Raw genomic sequence first — 20,769 nt, 5'->3', positions numbered from 1 at the left:
AAATACGTGGATTCCATATAGGATTATTGGTGATGGTTCAACCAAGCATGAACAGCGGCGCGAGCAGCGAGTTACCGCTATTCAGCATTATGGTGGCGTTATGTGGTGCGTTTGGTAGCTCAATTGCTTATGTGATTGTGAGAAAGCTGAGCCAGACGGAAGACAGCTCTGTCATCATCTTCTACTTCCCACTGGTTGCTCTGCCAATATCGACAGTCCTTATTTGGAACGACTTTGTATGGCCAAGTCTATTCTTAACCGTGATGCTCGTGTTAGTCGGTATTTTCACTCAGATAGGCCAATACGGTTTGACCAAAGCGATGCAGACTCAAGCGGCGGGTAAAGCTTCGGCTTACTCATACGTCCAGATAGTCTTCTCGGCACTGTTAGGCGTGTGGATCTTTAATGAAATTCCATCGGTTTGGACTTATCTAGGCGGTGGCCTGATTGTGACTGGCGCGCTGATTAATGTGTTTGGCAAACAACTGTTGGTGCCGTTCAAGGCTAAATAAGTAACCCACTCAATATCAGCTGATAAATAGAATCTAAAAAGGGCATTGCGGATTATTCCACGATGCCCTTTTCTATAAATGCTCTCTAGCGCGCTTTCATTCAGCTAACCAACTTTAACAAAGCGGCGTATTACGTAACTAACTCGTGGCATTTCGTAACTTAGGATCATCACTCAAATACTCAACAAACTCGATCTCAAAGCCTGCAGGATCCACAAAGTAGACATTTTTTCGATAAGGTTCTTCGGCACCGGGTTTGGCAATTGGAAAGCCCGCATCAACAAGGCGTTGAGTGACACTTTCGATATTATTGGTCACATAAGCGAAGTGTGCGAGACCAACAGAATGCCCAGCCAAATCTCTATTTTCACCTTCACCGTGATCACTTATTGCTATGTATTGGTACTCGTCGCCAAAATGCAGCCAGTTACGTGGCTTACCTGACCACTCCCCTTTTCCCTCATCACGGACATACCAATGAGGGAACGCCGCTTTATAGAAAGCCAGCATTTCTGGGATATCTTTTACCACTAAATTCACATGTTCAAGTTGGATCATTCTTCTCTCCTTAAAGTATTCTCGTAAGCAACGTTGCATATCCTAATACCTCAAGTTAAGTTGAGGTAAAGCACTAATTTGCATTTATTTCGAGAACGTTTTTAGAGCCCAAATTGTCGTATTTTGAAGCGATACAAACCCTAAGTTTAGACGACCTTCCCTGATGTGGTTTATTTGGAATCCAGAATGACTGAGAGACAAGCCGCTATGGTTTAGGCGGAGTAACCTCAACTTCTAAAGCGGCTCGGTCTCTCCACTTGAAAACCTTCTTCCATTTAATCGGCATCATTGGAATAACGATGAGACTAATGCCCACCAGCGTCAGGATGTCTGGAATCTCATCGAACCACATAACACCAAACAATGTTACGAACACCAACCCAGAATATTCAGCGAGCGCAATCTGGTTGGCCGGTGCTTTTTTGTAAGCCACCACCACAAGCGCATGGTATCCAAGTACGAACAAGTTGATTGCCATGATCCAACCAACATGACGCCATTCGAGCGCAGACCAAGTTGGCAGCGCTAATGCCAGTGCAAGTGGCAGAGTCATAATGCTGGTCCAGAACAGAGTTGAGATGATGTGTTGCTCTGCATTCAAGCGTTTAATCAAGATATTACCCACGCCCATCGCAAGCGCACTGCCTAGCCCAGCAATCGCCGCCCAATGAAATTGATCAGGGCGTAACACGATTAATACGCCCACAAAACCAATCAGGGTCGCGATCACTTTTGAAGATGTCGGCCTTTCTTTCAACAGCACGATCGACAAAGGCAGCATAAGGATTGGTCCAACGTAGAACATCGCGTTTGCTGTCGCCAAAGTAAGGTGTGTAATGGCGATCATCGCGCAGCCACTCCCCACTAAGATAAATTGAGCCCTTAAGAAGTTGATTCGGCAACCGCCTTTCATACGCGTCTCTCTCGGTAACTTTAACCAAAATGGAAGCAACAAGATCACGCTCAATAGCTGACGGATAAACACGTACTGGAACGTAGGGACTTCGCCATTCAGTATCTTCAATGATACGTCTGAAAAAGACGCAAGTAGGTTTGCGAGCACCAAAAGCAAAATGGCGTGGTTAACAGCTTTATTCATACAGAAGTAAGATTACACATTTGTCATACAATTATGGGCGCACATCATACATGAGAATTTGAAATGTGTAATAGCAAAATTAATAAGGCTCAGACTAATGCAATTTTGAATTAAACCTCGATGAACAAATCACAGCTATTCGTTCAATATTTAGCCGCATTAATATTCTCTTATTGACTGATACATCAAGTTACAATTCGATTTCATATTAGCCAACAACACTGATCTGGGTTAATAAACTAGTTTCACAATAACCTTATTTTTATTGGGGTCAGATAATTAATAAAAAGGAAGTTAAAGTGAAAAAATTATTAGCACTTGGTATCGCAGCGGTAATCTCGGCTCCAGCAGTAGCCGACCACAACACAATCAATGGTATGGATTTTGGTCCACTCGCAAAGTTAGTCGGCACATGGAAATCAGTCGAAACTGGCGGCGTTGATATTTCTCCAGGCCAAGAAGGCACAGAAGTGGGTGCAGGTGGTCCCGCGGTTACACCATTCTATGAAGTAATGACGTTTGAGGTTGCGGCAGATGCAACCAATGCCAGCGATCAATATCTGGTTGCTCTGTACTACAAACAAGAAGTATTCAGAAAGGCCGACGACTCTAAGTTCCACGATCAACGTGGCTACTTCATCTACGACCAAAAAAATCAGGTCGTCTACAACTCTTACTGCGTACCACGCACCACATGTGTCACCGCAGAAGGCCCTGCTGGCGATACAATGACGTTAGTTGCGTCTAAGCGTGGCATCGCTGAGTCCGAATACATGACGGACAACGCAACCACCACGGGCTTCACGATGAACATTAGCATTTCAGACGATACGCTGACGTACTCTCAAACAACAGGCTTAGAGATCTACGACAACGCATTTGCTCATACAGATTCAAGCACTCTAATTAAAGTGAAGTAGATTCAAATACAAACGCCTTTCACAGCGAAGTGAAAGGCGTTTTTCTGTTGTACTTGTAACAACAAACAAGTTTAACTAGATTGTGTATCAACCTTGGCGTAACGGTTGGCTAGCACTGCACAGTAAAAGATCTGAATCGGGTGATAAAGCATGATTGGTAGTAATATCATCCCTAGATTAGGGTTGTGAGCAAAGATCACCTTAGCCATAGGAATACCTGCCGCTAAGGTCTTCTTAGTACCACAGAATACTGCCGCGACTTCATCTTGATGATTGAATCCAACCTTTCGGGCACTCCATTGAATGCCGTGTACCATCACCATCAATACCACTAAACAAATCACCGCTGACAGCAACAACAGCATTGGTGAAAAGTCGCTCCAAATACCGTGTTCAATAGAGTCACAGAAAGCACTGTAGACGATCAGAAGTATCACGTATTTATCTAACTTATTGACCACTGACTTGTGTTTCTGAGTCCATTCAAAAAGTAACGGGCGCATCAACTGGCCGACAATCATTGGCAATAGCAGCATTTTAGATATAGAGATTACCGATTCCATCAGGTTTAGCTCTGCACCTTCCAACCCCATAAAGAGCTGGATCAGTAGAGGCGTAATGAACACGCCTAAAATACTAGAAAGTGATGCATTGAATATCGCACCCGGTAGGTTTCCTTTTCCAATCACCGTCATCGCGACCGAAGACGAAATCGTACTCGGTAATACGAAGAGGTAACAGAAACCAAAGGCCAGAGCTGCTGGCATATAAGCGACAAAGCCTTGCCCGAATATCACCCAAAGCAGTGGGTAAACTAAGAATGTCGCGCTTTGTACAAAAACATGCAGCTTCCAATTCGAAAGCCCCTCAAGAATGGCTTTGGGAGACAAACCCAAACCGTGTAAGAAAAACACCAAAGCGATGCCGAGAACAGTCACCGTATCGAGATGAAGTACCCCACCCGATTTGCCCCAATCCGGCGTAAAAACAGCAACGACCATAGCCACCACCATCCCTACAAGAAACCATTCCTTTTTCAGTTTTTCTATCATGTTGACACGCACTTTCTGTAGATTCCATTTCAGCCAATAACAAGGCTCCGATGCTATTTATCCTATCGACTCTAATTTTAATTAACCACCATAAACGCAAATTAAGCTCGTCTTTATCTTGAGGGTTAACGTTGTTATTCGAGTTTGTTACGCACGCTTCGCTCTGGATTGAACAGATGTATGGAATGATGATGAAATATTAGAAAACAGCGGTTTATCGAGAAGGTAAGACCCTTTCAGTGATCGGGGCACAGAGGTAAGCCGTAAGGATATGAAAGAAAGACGTAGGCAATCTAAACACCAAAGATCAGCCTATTCTCAAAGATGACGCAGCGGGAGTAACACATGGACAACAGAATCACCATTATTGAATTTCTCAGAGTATTTGAGTTTATTCGCTCTTCCGGTGAGCAACGGGACAACAAATATCTAGTTGGCGAAATGACGGCTTGGCACGATTACGATGGTTACACCTGTTGGCTAAGCTATAAAGACGTCACGGTGACGCTGATGTTTCACGGTTCGCTAAAAATTGAGTACGACAACGCTTCAAATTATTCTGAATTTATTGAGCATTGTATGGGTATGCTTGCCACTGAACCTTCTCCATAAAACGCGAACAGACTAACGGCTAACGGAGACAATCATGAACGAAACGGCTTCATTGCTTAAGCGAAGACACCCTTTTTGGCTAGTACTCAGCCTCTCCTTTTTATGGTCTCAAGTATCTGTAGCAGGCATAGGTATGATTGATTTTATACAACCGAACGAACACAAGAATTGGACAGCGACCAACGACGATGTAATGGGTGGCATCTCAACGGGCGGGCTCATTTACCTTGATAATATGAGTCGATTTAGGGGCGAGCTATCGTTAGAAAATAATGGGGGTTTCAGTTCTATAAAGCGCTCCATTGAATCACCAGCCCATGAAATAGACAACGCAGAGCTAGTATTCGTTGGTGATGGTCGCACCTACCAACTGAGGTTCACAACTTCAAAGGACGGCAATCGAGTTCAATACAAACATGAGTTCGATACCATTAAGGGACAGCAGCTTAACAAGGTGTTCCACTTCAATGATTTTCAAGCGGTGTTCAGAGGTCGACTACTGAACGATACGCCGGAACTTAGGGCACAAGACATCAAACAAATCGGCTTTTTGATTGCAGACAAACAGGCATCGCCTTTTGAGCTAGACCTAATACAGCTTCACTTCAAAACATCGAAACCTATCATATCACCAGAAGCTAATTAAACTGACTAAACTGAAAACAAACAAAAGCCCCTGATACCTTTTGACTAGCAATAAGATATCAGGGGCTTCTTCTTTTTAAACCGTCAACGATTCAAAACAACAGCGGATTAAAGCATCAGCAATTAGTATTTGATGGCTGTTTTACCAATCGAGGCACTGCTTTCAATACGTTGGTGTGCATCTTTAAATGTATCCACACTAAAGCCATTTAGGGTCGAGGTTAGCGTCGTTTTAATACGACCCGCATCAATCAGATTCGCTGCTTGGAATAGGATGTCTTGCTGCTTCTGGATGTCTTCGGTGTTAAACAGTGAACGTGTAAACATCAGCTCCCAAACAAAGCCCGCTGATTTGCCTTGCAGCGCTGATAAGTCAATTCCACCGTCAAATTCAACAATCGAACTGATCATGCCTTGCGGTGCGATCAATTCAACCATCGCATCCCAGTGCCCTTTTGTATCAGCAACATTGAAGATGTAGTCGACATGTTGAATGCCTTGCTCTCGGACAGACTCAACAAGGTTACGGTGGTTCACCACATAGTCCGCTCCCATATCTCTTACCCACTGCTCAGTTTCAGGTCTTGAAGCTGTTGCGATAACATTTAGGTTGGTCAGTTGCTTAGCCAGTTGAATCGTAATTGAACCAACGCCGCCCGCTCCACCAATGATCAGGATAGACTTTTTCTCTTCAGGACGAACACGTAGGCGGTCAAACAACGCTTCCCATGCCGTAAGCGTCGCTAGTGGCATAACGGCTGCAGCTTCATCAGAAAGGCTCTTAGGCGCTTTAGCGGTAATACGGTAGTCCACAGCTTGGTATTCTGCGTTAGCACCCATGCGTGTTACGTTACCCGCATAGTACACACGGTCACCGACTTCGAAGCCTTCAACGTCAGCACCTTTGCCAACAACTTCACCGACTGCGTCATAGCCCAGCACTTTTGGCTGCTCAAGAGTTTTGTCTTTAGCATTACGAATACGAATTTTTGCGTCAGCAGGGTTGATAGAAGTCGCGCTCACTTTTACCAGCAAGTCATTATTTTTTAGTTCTGGCAGACTCGTTTCAAACTCAAACAAACTGTCTTGCTCTGTAATCGCAAGTGATTGAGTAAATCCGATTGCTTTCATTGTTAATGGTAATGACATGATACTTCTCCTTAAATTCGATAATTGAATCTTAGAGAATTCTCGCTTTAGATAAACAGCCTAATATTTGAATTATTATCAAATGATTTTTGATAATAAGATGTATATGCGCAGGAAAAATACTAAGATTAGCAATTTGAAAATGCCTAATTTATGGGTAACCGAACAACCGATTCAAGGTTCAGAACAGGGAAACGAAATGCTTCTTGAAGACTTACAGGTCATTTTGAAAGTGGCGGAGTTTCGCAGTATCACCGCTGCAGCCACCAACCTCGATATGCGTACTGCCACAGCAAGTGCAGCGGTAAAACGTGTTGAAGCGGCACTAGGTGCGGAGTTATTTGTAAGAACCACGCGCCACCTAAGGCTCTCTTCAGCTGGCGAGCGTTATTTACCGGAATGCGAACAAGCCTTAAAGATGTTGGAGCAAGCGAAGCTCAACATGCGCGAAGAGCTTGGTATTCTTGACGGTGAAATTCGCATAGCGCTTTCATCAGATCTAGGACGCAACCTAATCACACCTTGGTTAGATGAGTTCTTGCTTGAATACCCAAAGGCGACGCTTCGCACTAGCATCAGCGATAGCAATATCGACTTCTACCGAGATTCCGTCGATATGGCGCTGCGTTACGGCTCTCCGACCGATGCGAACATGTATGGTTTCAAGATATGCGATGTGCCGAGGATATTGTGTGCGGCTCCTGAATACTTGGCTGAAATGGGCACACCAAAACACCCGAGTGACTTAGCTCAGCACAATGGTTTGCTTTACCAACTCCATGACATGTTGCAAGACGAGTGGGTGTTTAACGATGGTACTCAAGATCATAAAGTGAAACTAAAAGGAAATCGCGCTTCGAACGACGCAGACCTTGTAAGACGTTGGTGTATCGCAGGTAAAGGGGTGGCAATAAAATCTTGTCTAGACATGTCTCCTCACCTGCTTTCAGGCGAAGTGGTTAAAGTTATGCCTGAATTTAAGCCGACACCTACCGAGCTGTGGTTAGTGTGTCCAAGTCGTCAATCCATCACCCCTACTGTGCGTCTACTGAGAGATTTATTCAGAGAGAAAACCGCTGAGATCCTTTCGCAACTGAGCAAACAAGGCATTACAGAAGGCACAACATCTTAAGGTTTAATGTCGCTTATATAAGAAGCAGAGAGACAAAAAAGGCGTTAGCGAACTTCAATTCGCTAACGCCTTTCATCATTAGAACATCATAGCTGCATGATGAACCTTAATAAGAGTACTTAGTTTAATACTCTTAATACAAAAGCTTAGTTTGACTCGTCTTCAACATCGCAGTCTGTGCAGCACTGAAGAGCAATCTCATGTTCGAAGGTGATGGTGTCTTTACCTTCTTCAAGTAGCTCTGCGATTTCGTCTGCCACTTCTTTTTCATCATCCGCTTCGATTCCGCTTGCTAGCTCTTCTTCTGAATAACCGAAGAAGTTCAGTAGTAAATACTCACGCGCTTCATCTTTCGTACAAACCACGTCCGCTGAAAGATCAGGAGTAACCTCGCCTTGTGCAAGTGTTGCTGTCACTTGTGCGATAGCATCGTCTTTCATCGCAGGCGTTAACCAACCAAGATCAGTACTTACTGTCGTTTTTTTACAGTCGAAGCAAGGCAGTTGGTGAAAGTAGTATTGAAAGGTAGTCATAGGTAAATTCTTCTTTAAATGTTGTATAGCGAGATTATGCGCGTTTTGTAGCAAAATACTATCTCAATCACAACCTGAAACCGCTTCGTTCTAAGTATTTTTCAAGCTCCGCGCAAGCTGATGTGATCATCCTATAAAAGCGCTGTTTTGCGCATGCTTACTCAGCTTTACGCTTGTTTACATTTGTACGGGTAATATATGCCTTATCAGATAACAAGCGTGGCACCTCACAAATATTTTGGCTCTTGCTTAGTTTCGTCGCTCCAGCTGTTAGCTATGAGATCACGGCTTACTTAGCTACTTAGCTCGGATTTGTTTGAAATAGCTTTGTTTTCAATTAACTTACTTGCACTTGGCTTATTTTGAACCACGCTTATTTAAATAACCCCTTCTCGGATACCCAATCAATGATCATCACAAAATATCAAGCCCTTGCCCTTTCATCGGTTGCTTTGCTCGCTACAGGCTGCTCACCATCATCAGATACGCCTTCGGTCAGCAACATCAGTGATTACCAAGGCTCAGCGAGTATTACTCAAGGTGTGGCGACCACTGTTGAATCGAATCTCTTTGAGTGTGCAAACGGACGTAGCCGAGTGGCGGGCGTCGGGGAAATTATGGACTCAGAAGGAAAGGTTTGGACGGTTCCAGCCAAGAACAACTTTGCGACAGGGCCAAAAGCCTTTGATCTTTATGAAGAGTGCTCAAACACCACACCAAGCAGCCTAGCCGAAGTCGATCAAAGCTCTGTACCGGTAGCTGTTGTGGATCAAGACGGTGAGGAAATAACAGGTTATATTTTTGCCGATAACTATTTCGAACTTTATATCAACGGCAAGTTAATCGCGGTAGACACCGTTCCTTTCACACCGTTTAACTCAAACATCGTCAAATTTAAGGTGAAGAAGCCTTACACGATTGCGGTGAAAGTGATTGATTGGGAAGAAAACCTAGGTCTTGGCAGCGAAGATAACCGCGGAAAGGCATACCACGCTGGTGATGGTGGCTTTATCGCGAGCTTTAGTGACGGAACCGTGACAGGTCCAGACTGGCAAGCACAAACCTTTTATACCTCACCGATTTATGACCTGACTTGTTTGAGTGAAGTGGACGGGAAGCGTCTTTCTGAAAGCTGCACCACGGAAGGAACTGACCACGGTCAAGATGCCTACGCCGCTCATTGGGAAACACCAACCAACTGGATGAACCAAGAGTTCGATTCAACATCTTGGCCTCTAGCATCGGTATATTCAGAAGACGATATTGGCGTGAACAATAAAAAAGCGTACATGAACTTTATCGAAAAATTCAGTGGTGCTGGCGCAAGCTTTATCTGGTCGACAAATGTCGTTCTCGATAATGAAGTGCTACTGAGATACGAAGTTAAGTAGCTTTATTCCTTTGTAAGCAAGCCCAGTCACGAGTATGACTGGGCTTACTACTCAAACAACTTGCTGATGTTTCTAATTCACAGCGAACCTGACCCTAATCTTGGGTCGCTTGATTACGACGAAGTTTGCGAAGTCTTGTTTGCTCCACGCGACTTAGCTTTGTAATTGTGTAACCAGCAACAAAACAACCCGATGCACAAACCCCAAAATGCGCTACCGATTCCCAGTAAATTGGTGCCAGAAGCGGTGAATAAGAAAGTAAGCAGTGCGGGTTCTCTGTAGTGACTGTCTGCCATTGATACCGCAAGGCAATTCATCAAGGTGGGCATCACCGCTAAGCCAGCAACCGCAATGACAATCTCGGAGGGTACGGCGCTAAACAGCGACACAAATGACATCCCCATCACACCAGCTAACAAGTAAAACCCGCCCATACAGATCCCAGCCATATAACGAGTCTTGGGGTTACTATCCGCATTCGGGCCCATACAAATAGCGCCCGTAATCGCTGCAAGGTTATACGCAAAGCCACCAAACGGTGCGAAGATCAAACCTGTTACCCCGGTGGTGGTAATGATCTTCGATGAATCAACTTGGTATCCGTTCGCTTTTAGAACCGCAAATCCCGGTAAGTTCTGTGAAGCCATCGTCACTATAAACAATGGGATACCAACACTAAACAACGAAAAGAACTCAAAATCGGGCGAAATGAACACTGGGGTCGTTAATCCCATAGTCACCTGACTAACATCGAGTTTGCCAAAACCCACACACATGACCAATGCGATGATGAAAATGCTTGGGATCAGTAAATTTCCTAACCGCGCTTTCGCCAGAATAAATACAGCGAGCATGACCGCTACGACTTGTGCCTCTTCCATTAGCGACGTGAACAAACCCAAACCGAATTGCAATAGAATCCCCGCGAGCATCGCTGAGGCAATCGATGTTGGGATCTGTTTTAGGACTTTCTCAAATATCCCCGCCAATCCAACCAACGTGATCAACATCGAACTGAACAAAAACACGGCTACTGCCTGATTCATTGTCAGCCCTTCAAGAGATGTGATTAACAACGCCGCTCCAGGCGTCGACCACGCTGTAACCACAGGCTTCTTGTAATGAAACGAGAGCAGTATTGTGGTCATCCCCATGCCAATTCCCAACGCCCAAAACCATGACGCCACTTGTTCTTCGGTTGCTCCAGCACTCATTGCCGCTTGGAAAATAATCGCCGCGGCGCTCGCATAACCAATGAAAACAGCGATAAAGCCGGTACTGACGTGAGAAAATTTTAGCTTAGTCATGTTAATTTATTCCTGTGTGCGCTATAACGTCCATAGACTGAACTTAGCACCCGTGCGCTATAACGCACAACTAATTTTTGAAAAACTTGTAGAGAAAATATGCAAACAGAAATTAAAGTCGGCGTTAACTTGAAACGCCTTCGCCAAGAAAAAGGCTGGAGCTTAGACAAAACAGCGAAAGCAACAGGCGTGAGTAAAGCAATGTTAGGACAAATTGAACGTGGAGAATCCAGCCCGACAGTCGCTAAGCTCTGGCAGATAGCTTCTGGATTCGAGGTGTCACTTTCGAGCTTTATCGCGGCTAGCCCAAACAGTGAACTGACGAGTTTATTCAGAGATGCAAACGAACTAAGGCATGAAGAATACAACATTGGCTTTTTCGTCAGTTTGTTGTTTCCTTTTGAGGAAGCACTAGGATTTGAAATATTCGAACTCACCCTAGCACCCGATTACCAGCATGAATCCGCCCCACATAACGCAGGCGTCACTGAGCACATCTTATGCATTTCAGGAGAGATGGCCGTGATGTTTGATGATGAGTGGCATACATTACGCGCAGGACAAGCCGTTCGCTTCAATGCCAACCAGACCCATGCCTACAAAAATATCGGTGAAGGAAACGCCGTATTTCATAATGTGATTCACTACCCTAATAACAAGCAATAGTGCCGGATTTGGTGCTAACGGATGTTTAGCTCTAACCGGATGTTCAGCGCTAACGAAAGAGCTGGCAGACCACTGGCTGTTACTAACTTAAAGCGACTATACGTTGACGACCATGCTGCCATCTTCGGCTTGATAACGAGCCCATAGTTGAGAGAGGTTTTCTTTATTAAGCTGTATCTCTTTTTCTTTCAGAAACGTTTCGTTGTGCAGCTTCGAATACGAGCGCTCAGCAAGGTCACAGCTAAATGTAACGATGGTTTTCCCTTTCCCCATTCTAGCCGCAGCGTATAGCGCACCTGCTACGTTCAACGACGAACTGCTTCCTAGAAGAATACCGTCATGTTCCGCAACAAGGCGGGATATCGTCACCAAATCCTGATCGGGAAGCGTGATGGCACGATTGATTTTTGCCTGCCTGAAATTTTCAACCGTTCGCATGATCCCTATGCCTTCCGTGAACGAACTTCCCGTTGATTGATAGTGTCCATTACGTAGAAACGAATAAATGCCGGACCCATTTGGGTCAACTAACCAAGTTTCGAGATTGGGTTGCTGCTCAGATAGATAGTGTGAGTTTCCGGCAATGGTTCCACCCGTCCCCACCACTGAAACTAGAGCATCAATATTCCCCTGTGTTTGCTGCCAGATCTCAGGTCCAGTATTTAAATAGTGCGCTCGATAATTACTGAGATTTTCAAACTGATCTGCCCACCAATAACTCTCATTTTCGACACCAATCCGCTTAGCCGTGTGGTAAAAATGTTCAGGGTTTGCAAAAGGACAAGGGTCGACCAATAACAGTTCAGCATTATAAAGCGAGATCATGCGCTCTTTCTCTTGTGCCTGCCCTTTTGGCATCACCACCAACATTTTGTAACCAAGGGATTTAGCGACCAGAGCAAGTCCTATTCCCGTATTACCAGCAGTACCTTCAACGATTGTCATTCCCGGCTTAAGCTTACCGGCTTCTATTGCATCCATAACCAACTGAAGTGCCGCTCTATCTTTAATCGAACCACCCGGGTTCTGGTGTTCGCACTTAATAAGAATCTCACAACCTGATATCTCTGAAAGACTGTTGATTCTAACAAGATCGGTATCGCCAATCAGTTCACTGAGATTGTTTGCAATATGGGCAGATGACATCGCGACTCCATTTATTTGTTGAGGATAAGTTTGTTCATCGATTGGGTTGTCGATGATCATAAGCGTAGCTCTGGGGTCTGCTTAGTCAAGAAGTGCCGGAATTGAAAAGACTCTCATTTTCCAAATAGCAATTATAATTTGGGGTGACCGATTAGATTGAGGGCAAAAAAATGTTTCTAAAAGAGAAAAAACCGGTGACCTCGTTGATGTAACTGAAATGACCAAATTAACCAACTTATTTCAAGACAGTATCGAAGGTCGGTTTCAAGCAGGCGAAGAACAGCAAGACCCTGAGATGTTTAAAAAGTCCGAACTGATGTTTATGTCAGGGGAAGAGTTACCTCGATGCTGGACAGATCCAAACTACCGCTCAGGGACTAAATAACCTTAGCGCTTCCAGATCACCCGATGAGTCGCAATTTAAGCTCTGTTCTAAAACTGTTTCACGATCGCCTTGTAGGCTATCCCCCTGTTAAAACATTCAGACGCATCTTTACTAGACACAAAAAGCGAGCCACTTGGGCTCGCTTTTGATTGTCTTTTTCTTGCTTAGACTTCAGTTCAGATTACAGAAGTTCTACCGACTGTTGAGCAATCACGAATTCTTCGTTGGTTGGCAAGCTATTATAATCGCACCTATTAACACGGGTTTGGACAGAAATCATTTAGACTATTTACTTAAATCGGGAGTCACCGGATTAGTTCAGGTATCTAAAACTCCAAGGTCTCACCATCAGCAGGAATAAGGACTTTATCTGACAAACCGTTTTTATCAATTGCTTCTTTAAGAATTGGTCGAGTCACTGCACAGTGATTGAGTGCCTCCATATGGTTCGCAACCACCTTATTAGGGGAAAGGCGAATAAACTCCATGGCCTCATCAATTGACATCAATAACGGTTGACCAACGTCCATACGAGCACGACCTGCCGCGACTACTGTGATATCAGGTTTCAACTCAGTCAACGCTCGTTTTACATCATCGGTTAGAACTGTATCACCGCTAATGTAAATAGAAGGCTCATTGGGGAGCTCCAAGAAAAATCCAACACCATTAGCCATTACCTTGTGAATCCATCCATGGCCGTGCAAAGCCGGAACCGCGGTGAGCTTTCCGTCTAGAAAGTCGATAGTTTGCCAGTCTTCAATTCCCCAATTTACCGTTAAGTCATATTTTTCTAGGTAAGCCTTATCTTTGGCTGGTGTCGCAACTGGGATATTACGACTTGTTAAAAACGTCTCACCTGCCGGATCTAGGTGATCTCCATGTTGTAATGCCTTGATACCAAGTGTTTGACTGTGAGTAATTAAGGTATGAGTAACCTTGTTTAGTAGCTCATCGGCATTACTTGGCATCTCAACGGTTGGATTTTTCGCGGCCTTAGCCTTAATGACTGAAAACGGAGGCATAGAGCCTTTTTTCCCCAACATAGGATCAATAAGGATAAATTTTTCGCCAGATTCAATAATAAATGTTGCGCTACGTAGGTGGTGGATCTTCATAATGCCTCTCTAAACTCACTAACAAGCCATGTTCTCTATGAGATTTAGTATGCTTCTTTCTAGTTTCTTGTGATACTGTCTTGAAAGTCAACATTCGCGCAAATCGAGACACTTGTGAACAAATCAACCGAGCTAATTAAAATTACGATGGTAGCCTTTGAAGGCATCAGTGCTTTTCATCTCTCTGTGCCTTGTCTGGTGTTTCAAGATATCTTTTTCGGCCAGCCGGTTCGGTTTGACTTGAGGATCTGTTGCGAAAACAGCTTGCAGTTTGAAACAAGCTCTGGATTTGGTGTGGTGATCGATAGAAATTTGAGCGCTATTAAAGAGGCGGATATTGTGATTGTTCCAAGCTGGCCAAATGACCTGCCAGAGCCAAGTGAGCGACTTATAGAGGCGCTAATAGAGCATCATGGGAAAGGTAAGCTACTAGTAGGACTCTGCCTCGGGTCTTATGTACTTGCATGTGCTGGCGTTCTCGATGGAAAACGTGCCACAAGCCATTGGGCGTTTTCCGAACAATTTCAGCAGCAATTTCCTAAGGTGGATTTTGACCCAAACCCTCTATTTGTTGAACATGAGACTATCATTACCTCTGCTGGAGTAGCTGCTTCACTCGATTGTTGTCTACATATAGTGCGCCGTTTGTGTGGTAGTGAGCTTGCGAATGATCTCGCACGTAAGATGGTGACTGCGCCATCTCGTACTGGTGGACAGCAGCAATACATACCAGCACCAGTCAACATAAAACCTCTTACAGAGACAAGTATTAGCCTTGTGATTGAGCTGGTGGAGCAGAGCCTTAATCAGTGTCACTCACTAGATGAAGTCGCTGAGCGCTGTGCGATGAGTAAACGTACCTTCACACGCCAGTTTAAATCCACCTATGGCTGTACATTTGGTGAATGGCTGCAAAACCGACGTTTGGTGCTTAGCCAACGTCTATTAGAAACCACGAAACTATCGATACCTCAAGTTGCAGAGCAAGCGGGTTTTGGCTCTGACAGTGTATTCAGAAAGCACTTTAAATCGGCTTTTCATGTATCGCCGATTCAGTGGCGCACTACATTCAAGCAATAGTCTTAATTTCATTGAGGGCGATGGGGCTAGATCGTCGCATCTATTACTTTTTGTATCTGAAACCTTGCAAGTTCAATTCTAGGCGTTTTTGGGGCATCACAAGCCAGCCCTAACATCACTAGTTTGAAGCTACAAAATGATTTGCCGAAATCAATAGAATGAGTTTTGACTATCTCGCTATAAGGCCACTTAGCGATGGTCTATCCAACATATGAGCACAAAAAAAGCGAGCACTAAGCTCGCTTTTAACCATCTGTTTTTAAAGTAAATTACAGTAGTTCTACCGACTGTTGAGCAATCACGAATTCTTCGTTGGTTGGGGTTCGACCCGTACTCAAGTCAAATTTTTCGGATAATAATTCATTACATGATAAACCTGAACATAATCTCAAAAATGATATCTTCATCACGAACTTTAGTAGAAACCCGATTTCACTTAGCTCGAATACACACCTGGATGGGGCTGTTACTAATCAGTGGTGATTACGAGGTCTCGGATGACTACTGCTTTCTGATTCGTCATTGTTAATCGTGATACTCTTCCCATCGCTCAACCCTCGTTCTAATCACCGATACTGTAGCATCTCAGTTCCCATAGCATTTTAACCAAACAATCGGCTACAGAGTCAGAAAAGCCGACACTAAGAAATCGTTTAAAAGCTCGCCTAGTGTCGTACGTTTTTGGGAAGTACTTCGCTAGATAAAGCTCATGAGCACAAGCTGCCGCTTGCTCTCTGGTAAGGCCTGAAAGTTGTAACTTTCGAATGGCTTGGTACAGTTCACTTCCGCGCATAATGCTTCTCGTATATTTAGTACCAATCATACATTAGGTCTTTGCTTGAAATTTATTCAACTGGCTATGAGCAGATGAAAGCAACTCTATGTTGGCGATACCTAGTGACATCTTATACCTCGCTGATGCGTTGGCGCTATGGACGTGAATAATTGGTGGTTTGAAACCTCGTAAAGCAACAGCTTCTTCGATCCACAACACTACATCATAACCAGTACCGTGCGCATCATCACCTAAGTCATGATCAAGACTGATTTCAGTGACATCACCTTTATTCAAAAGCGCGATCGCCTCTTCTGGCCAATAAACTCTATACCAACCTTCGGGGGCCTGTCTCTCATCATCTAAATAGACCTTCATTTGCATCCACCACTGACTCCCAATTCTCGCCAGTTCTTGCATATAACTGGAACGATACTTGCCGCCTTACCTCTCATGAACTTGTAACCAAAAGGAACTTTCCCTTTTATTTCAAGGGAAACAAGAATTTTCTCAGCCCTGAATGGCGCTTTATTGAGTAAGCTGGCGGCTGGCTGAACTGATAGAGAGCTTCCAACCCCAAGTACTTTGTAAGCAGACTTAATATGTTTCCTTGCCTCCTCTAAATACATTACTGGTTCGCCAAACCAAACAATATTAGGCCTCAATTGGCTATTTAATTCACAATGTTGACCAATCTCAATCTGCTTATCCCAGTCATAAATAATTGAAGATTCAACGCTACTTTGGGCGCGGTTTAACTGCCCATGTAAGTGAATAACTTTCGAACTGCCAGCTCTTTCATGCAAGTCATCGACATTCTGAGTAATGATGACCACGTCATATACATCCTCTAACTCAGCTAGTGCTATGTGAGCTTTGTTAGGTTGTGCATTTTTGACGGCAACCTTACGTTGATTGTAAAAGCTCAGCACTAGCTTAGGGTTACGCTCAAAGGCATCTTTCGTTGCTAGTTCATGAATAGGATAACTTTCCCACAAACCATCACCATCTCGAAAAGTGCGCAAACCACTTTCGGCACTTATACCTGCGCCTGTAAACACAACAATCTTTCTCTTTTCTGTGTTATTTACCATCATCTTCTCTCGTGATTAAACTGTTGAGATTAATAGTAAACATAAGACGCGACACATATTGTCGCATAGCGTAATAATCGAAACAAATATCAATAACCAACTGATATATAAGAATATAATAAGAAGCAGGTTGAGAAAAGTATAAGCACCTGAAGTCCTCTAATTTCGGTCAATTCATTAATGGGTAAACACGTTTATGCAAAGCAACTTTGTATGGTTTAAACTGGGCTAGTTTTTAAGGAAGTGCCTGAGATATTGGGAAGTTTCACAATGAATAATGGTACTCTCTTACTTCATAGAAGCTAACGGACAGCAAATAATTATTGCTTGTTAATTTTGGACGATACATATTGTATTTAATGAAATCCTGAACTAAATGCTTTTGTTCTCTCACATGCTTAGGAGCAATACCATCGACAACAACATTATTATAAAAAAGGTTCCTCTGTTCTGACTTATCACTCTGCTCTTCAAAATTTGTGCGCAGCAATATACGACAAACGTTCTCATCCACATTAATTTTAGTTACTTGGGAGATAATCCTTTCAAAAGCAGCATCAATCTCTTTATTTCCCATAACTATTTCTTCAAAAAATTGATGCTCTATTGTTTCATAAATACAAATATCTGAGATCGAAAGTAGATCATCCTCTGTAGCCTGCCTTCCTAAAAAGAAATTCGAATCATAATGCTGTTCTATTGAATGCAATACATAACAAGTATCGAAATCTCGGTGGTAGCTACGCCATGTATCATCATAATTTCCAACGAGTAAATCATAATCTGGTGACCATGCTGGCAAAGTTAGACCGTCGACACCAGTAACACTTACAATCGTGCGAGAGCGGTTGTATGTCGTAATACAATAATCAAATTCAAAATCGGAGCATCCGCTCTCTAGCCCCTTTCCAGCTTTGTACCTTGTCCGTAAAGGTTGACTTAATCCAACAACAAGTTTAGAAACACATAATAGTTTTTCATTTAAACGTTTGAGCTTTGGAAGCTTTGCTGTTTTAGTATCGTTTCCGTTTTTAGTCAGTATTCGTATTATTTCTATTACGGCAAGCATTTTGCCTCGAGCAGCAAGATTTGAACCATGAAAGCTGATAGTACTTGGTGGTGCGTAACCATAATTTAAAACGTGCTCTTCGATCCAGAGTAATACGATGTACCCTGTTCCGATATTTTCGTCATCACCCAAATCATAATCAAGACTGAGTTCATCTACTCTGTGACTTTTTAATAGTTCAATGGTTTGCTTTGGAGTATATGTCCTTGTCCAGCCGCTTGGTGTAGCTCGACAACCATCAAGATAAACTTTCATAAAGTTACTCCTGAGAACTCAAAGTGTGTTTGCATCGGCGTATTTGGAAAATCTGAGTAAATCGTTCGTCCGACAACAGTTAACAAAACCTGCCATGTGGGAAATTGGTAAGAAGACACTTTGATCACCAAGCAGTCATTAGACAGGTAGACTGCCTCACCATTAAAACGTCTAGGCCCTTCTCTATGTATTGGGATGAGATCTGGTGGCAGAAACTGTGTTAATTCAAATTCCATAAGCTGGCTCATTAGCGCCAGCAAATTCTCTTTGCATGAGACTGATTCTAGTTTTTTGACCAAATGAGATAGAAATAAACACTCAGTAACACAGTCACCTAGTTTTTCATAAAGTGAATTGATGTCATCGCGATCAACGAATACCTGGTGCTGAATTGACGTGTAGTGTTGCGCTAAACGAAAGGTGAAGTTGGACATAGAAACTCTCTCCTGTTAGTTGGAGAGAGTATGCAGCAGAGTTGCGACAAGATTTGTCGTTTATGATTTTACTGTGTCTAGTTATATATTTTCAGTCAACACAATTGAAATACTGAGTACTTAGCTCTCGTTCAAGCGCTTTGCGTTTTCCAGTATTGAACACCCGAAAATGTGTCTTAATACCAATACCCAAAGATTGAATTGATTGCGAGTTTCCTGATGGATGGTGGGCATAAATAAGTAGCGATTCAATTTGGTTAATATCGATTCCACTTTTTGATGAGTTGTACTTAGGGTATTCATCACTAGAACTTTTCCACTTCTGCCAATCAACAATTTCAGCACAACTTGCGTAGTAAATTTTGCACTCATCGCATTGATTATCAATCCATTTATGCTTTGGGAGTCTATCCTTCACTCCACTTAACTGTTCCGTTTTTCCGATATAGAGGAGACTATCTGAACCGTATACAGGGTGATGCCCATAAATTTGATAAAGCACCTGCGATTCAGGTTGTTCCAAGTTTTTGAGTTCGTCTGGTGAGATTGGGCCTTTCCAGTGAACATCAATAATAGGTACCGCTTTGTTTTCTGAATTACTCATTTTTAATCCTCATACCACGAGAGACTCTCTCTAAGGGTTTGTTTTATTTCTTCACGTAATGCCAAAGGCTCTACTACTGTTGCATGGTTGCAAACAGACAGAAGCCAATGACGCAATTCATCGGTATCATCCACTTTCGCGCGGATGAGAAAATCTTCACCTTTGGGTTTAATTGACTGAACGTCATTCAGCGGTGTTTCATCAAGGATTCTGGCAAACACTGGCGTTACCCATAGCGTTATCGCAAGTTTATCTAAGCTGCGGATAACTCCCATTTCTCCCTGCTGAACGTATTTCTCCAGCGAGAAGCCTTCATCAACAATCGCAGGAAAATAAGAGGACTCAGCACTGATTACGCGGTTGAACGACAATTGACGAATATCGCTGTAGCCATCAAATTTCCCGACCAAATAATTCCGCTCTCCACGCACGACAATACCGTAAGGATGAAACATGACTTGCTGCTCTTTGTTAGAAGACATTGAGCGATAAACAAGCCTAATACACTTCTCTTCAAACACTGCTTTATAAATAACGTTTATCGTTTCAGAGTCTAGCTTTGAGGGCAGCAAAGGCATACCTTTTTGATGGATATACACTTTGCGTGGCCAAAGACCTCGAGGTGTTTTGTTTTCAAGTCGAAGATAGTATCTAGCACCGTTGAAGTGGGATTCCAAATTACTGAACAAGGATGGAGGAATAACCTGTTCTAGGTGTTTCTCAACAAGATTTAGGGTAATAGCGGTGCTTAAATCCATTCCCGTTAATCCTAAATCAAGCCCTTGCTCTCGCGACCAGCCAATCGGTTTTCCTGTATCTGACTCAACGCCGTATTTAGCTAGGCTTTTAAGAATGCGTTGAACGCTTCTTAGTGATAACCTGTTGCCTTCTGCCTCAAGCTTTTCCTGAATTTTCTGCGCAGTGATTTTTCCTTTCATTGGTACTTTTGCGAGCACTGCTCTCTTGTTCTCAAAGCTTTCCATAAAAATTTAATTCAGTAATTACAATTGGATAGAGAATATATCCAATTACCCACCTGATGACGACAGAACCTGTCGTTACCACTTTGTATATTATGAGCATCGTCACAAGCTTTACTGAAGGAGAAGTAATATGACAGAAGAAACCAACTCAGGTCCATTTACAAAAGACGGAGTAATCGAATATTTAGGAGAAAAATATGATGCTAAAAATTACTTGGAAGGACCCCTGCTCACTAGGGCGTGTTGATCT

The 20,769-nt window shown here is 43.3% G+C and carries 23 protein-coding genes; 9 read left to right on the top strand and 14 right to left on the bottom strand.

Annotated features, from left to right (window positions below; translation table 11 throughout):
* The coding region (locus AB4161_RS15130) for a DMT family transporter (protein WP_372083562.1) at window positions 1–512 on the top strand (512 nt) is incomplete at its 5' end.
* 138 nt (window positions 513–650) lie between these two features.
* On the opposite strand, the gene AB4161_RS15125 is transcribed toward AB4161_RS15130, so the two are convergent.
* Window positions 651–1,070, bottom strand: a complete 420-nt coding sequence (locus AB4161_RS15125; RefSeq protein ID WP_017072063.1) for a VOC family protein — start codon at window positions 1,068–1,070, stop codon at window positions 651–653.
* 205 nt (window positions 1,071–1,275) lie between these two features.
* On the bottom strand, window positions 1,276–2,169 hold the full coding sequence (locus AB4161_RS15120; protein WP_372083561.1) for a DMT family transporter: 894 nt from the start codon (window positions 2,167–2,169) through the stop codon (window positions 1,276–1,278).
* A gap of 299 nt (window positions 2,170–2,468) precedes the next feature.
* Here AB4161_RS15120 and AB4161_RS15115 point away from each other — a divergent pair, with 299 nt between their 5' ends.
* Window positions 2,469–3,089 (top strand): heme-binding beta-barrel domain-containing protein, encoded by a 621-nt coding sequence (locus tag AB4161_RS15115; protein WP_017062436.1) that lies wholly within the window; start codon window positions 2,469–2,471, stop codon window positions 3,087–3,089.
* 71 nt (window positions 3,090–3,160) lie between these two features.
* On the opposite strand, the gene AB4161_RS15110 is transcribed toward AB4161_RS15115, so the two are convergent.
* Window positions 3,161–4,141 (bottom strand): bile acid:sodium symporter family protein, encoded by a 981-nt coding sequence (locus tag AB4161_RS15110; protein ID WP_032545880.1) that lies wholly within the window; start codon window positions 4,139–4,141, stop codon window positions 3,161–3,163.
* A gap of 345 nt (window positions 4,142–4,486) precedes the next feature.
* Between AB4161_RS15110 and AB4161_RS15105 the strand changes: the two genes are divergently transcribed.
* The gene (locus AB4161_RS15105) at window positions 4,487–4,753 is read left to right on the top strand and encodes a DUF3081 domain-containing protein (protein WP_017068432.1); all 267 of its coding nucleotides are present in this window, start codon (window positions 4,487–4,489) and stop codon (window positions 4,751–4,753) included.
* A 34-nt stretch (window positions 4,754–4,787) separates the two neighbouring features.
* Window positions 4,788–5,399, top strand: coding sequence for a CIA30 family protein (locus AB4161_RS15100; RefSeq protein WP_372083560.1), 612 nt, complete (start codon window positions 4,788–4,790; stop codon window positions 5,397–5,399).
* Between the two features lie 122 nt (window positions 5,400–5,521).
* Here AB4161_RS15100 and AB4161_RS15095 read toward each other — a convergent pair whose 3' ends face one another.
* Window positions 5,522–6,547: a zinc-binding alcohol dehydrogenase family protein gene (locus AB4161_RS15095; protein ID WP_372083559.1), complete on the bottom strand. Its 1,026-nt coding sequence runs from the start codon at window positions 6,545–6,547 to the stop codon at window positions 5,522–5,524.
* Window positions 6,548–6,746: 199 nt separating this feature from the next.
* Here AB4161_RS15095 and AB4161_RS15090 point away from each other — a divergent pair, with 199 nt between their 5' ends.
* The gene (locus AB4161_RS15090) at window positions 6,747–7,679 is read left to right on the top strand and encodes a LysR family transcriptional regulator (RefSeq protein WP_137002266.1); all 933 of its coding nucleotides are present in this window, start codon (window positions 6,747–6,749) and stop codon (window positions 7,677–7,679) included.
* 146 nt (window positions 7,680–7,825) lie between these two features.
* Here AB4161_RS15090 and AB4161_RS15085 read toward each other — a convergent pair whose 3' ends face one another.
* The gene (locus AB4161_RS15085; protein WP_372083558.1) at window positions 7,826–8,212 is read right to left on the bottom strand and encodes a hypothetical protein; all 387 of its coding nucleotides are present in this window, start codon (window positions 8,210–8,212) and stop codon (window positions 7,826–7,828) included.
* Between the two features lie 407 nt (window positions 8,213–8,619).
* On the opposite strand from AB4161_RS15085, the gene AB4161_RS15080 reads away from it, so the two are divergent.
* Window positions 8,620–9,603: a hypothetical protein gene (locus tag AB4161_RS15080; protein WP_372083557.1), complete on the top strand. Its 984-nt coding sequence runs from the start codon at window positions 8,620–8,622 to the stop codon at window positions 9,601–9,603.
* A 113-nt stretch (window positions 9,604–9,716) separates the two neighbouring features.
* Here AB4161_RS15080 and AB4161_RS15075 read toward each other — a convergent pair whose 3' ends face one another.
* Window positions 9,717–10,910: a benzoate/H(+) symporter BenE family transporter gene (locus AB4161_RS15075; RefSeq protein WP_108180406.1), complete on the bottom strand. Its 1,194-nt coding sequence runs from the start codon at window positions 10,908–10,910 to the stop codon at window positions 9,717–9,719.
* A 99-nt stretch (window positions 10,911–11,009) separates the two neighbouring features.
* On the opposite strand from AB4161_RS15075, the gene AB4161_RS15070 reads away from it, so the two are divergent.
* Window positions 11,010–11,576, top strand: coding sequence for a helix-turn-helix domain-containing protein (locus AB4161_RS15070; RefSeq protein WP_017070515.1), 567 nt, complete (start codon window positions 11,010–11,012; stop codon window positions 11,574–11,576).
* A gap of 96 nt (window positions 11,577–11,672) precedes the next feature.
* Here AB4161_RS15070 and AB4161_RS15065 read toward each other — a convergent pair whose 3' ends face one another.
* A complete protein-coding gene (locus AB4161_RS15065; RefSeq protein ID WP_102320367.1) occupies window positions 11,673–12,722 on the bottom strand; it encodes a cysteine synthase A in 1,050 nt (349 codons plus the stop codon).
* A gap of 217 nt (window positions 12,723–12,939) precedes the next feature.
* Between AB4161_RS15065 and AB4161_RS15060 the strand changes: the two genes are divergently transcribed.
* On the top strand, window positions 12,940–13,107 hold the full coding sequence (locus tag AB4161_RS15060; protein WP_017062447.1) for a hypothetical protein: 168 nt from the start codon (window positions 12,940–12,942) through the stop codon (window positions 13,105–13,107).
* 326 nt (window positions 13,108–13,433) lie between these two features.
* On the opposite strand, the gene AB4161_RS15055 is transcribed toward AB4161_RS15060, so the two are convergent.
* The gene (locus tag AB4161_RS15055; RefSeq protein ID WP_372083556.1) at window positions 13,434–14,225 is read right to left on the bottom strand and encodes an MBL fold metallo-hydrolase; all 792 of its coding nucleotides are present in this window, start codon (window positions 14,223–14,225) and stop codon (window positions 13,434–13,436) included.
* 114 nt (window positions 14,226–14,339) lie between these two features.
* Between AB4161_RS15055 and AB4161_RS15050 the strand changes: the two genes are divergently transcribed.
* A complete protein-coding gene (locus AB4161_RS15050; RefSeq protein ID WP_372083555.1) occupies window positions 14,340–15,305 on the top strand; it encodes a GlxA family transcriptional regulator in 966 nt (321 codons plus the stop codon).
* A gap of 826 nt (window positions 15,306–16,131) precedes the next feature.
* Here AB4161_RS15050 and AB4161_RS15045 read toward each other — a convergent pair.
* The 6 genes from AB4161_RS15045 to AB4161_RS15020 form a co-directional block, all read right to left on the bottom strand.
* On the bottom strand, window positions 16,132–16,464 hold the full coding sequence (locus AB4161_RS15045; RefSeq protein WP_372083554.1) for a cyclic-phosphate processing receiver domain-containing protein: 333 nt from the start codon (window positions 16,462–16,464) through the stop codon (window positions 16,132–16,134).
* The gene (locus AB4161_RS15040) at window positions 16,455–17,177 is read right to left on the bottom strand and encodes an NAD-dependent deacetylase (RefSeq protein ID WP_372083553.1); all 723 of its coding nucleotides are present in this window, start codon (window positions 17,175–17,177) and stop codon (window positions 16,455–16,457) included. Before AB4161_RS15040 ends, AB4161_RS15045 begins: the two co-directional genes overlap by 10 nt.
* 262 nt (window positions 17,178–17,439) lie before the next feature.
* Window positions 17,440–18,498, bottom strand: coding sequence for a cyclic-phosphate processing receiver domain-containing protein (locus AB4161_RS15035; RefSeq protein WP_372083552.1), 1,059 nt, complete (start codon window positions 18,496–18,498; stop codon window positions 17,440–17,442).
* Window positions 18,495–18,932, bottom strand: coding sequence for a hypothetical protein (locus AB4161_RS15030; RefSeq protein ID WP_372083551.1), 438 nt, complete (start codon window positions 18,930–18,932; stop codon window positions 18,495–18,497). Before AB4161_RS15030 ends, AB4161_RS15035 begins: the two co-directional genes overlap by 4 nt.
* A 91-nt stretch (window positions 18,933–19,023) precedes the next feature.
* Window positions 19,024–19,536, bottom strand: a complete 513-nt coding sequence (locus tag AB4161_RS15025; RefSeq protein WP_372083550.1) for a hypothetical protein — start codon at window positions 19,534–19,536, stop codon at window positions 19,024–19,026.
* A 2-nt stretch (window positions 19,537–19,538) separates the two neighbouring features.
* Window positions 19,539–20,519, bottom strand: coding sequence for a helix-turn-helix transcriptional regulator (locus tag AB4161_RS15020; protein WP_372083549.1), 981 nt, complete (start codon window positions 20,517–20,519; stop codon window positions 19,539–19,541).
* Window positions 20,520–20,769: the final 250 nt, after the last annotated feature.

Source organism: Vibrio sp. 10N.286.51.E5 (genome assembly GCF_041469125.1).
GTDB classification, from domain to species: Bacteria; Pseudomonadota; Gammaproteobacteria; order Enterobacterales; family Vibrionaceae; genus Vibrio; species Vibrio crassostreae_C.
The sequence above is the reverse complement of the archived record's forward strand: the minus strand, read 5'-3'. Positions and strand labels throughout refer to the sequence as shown.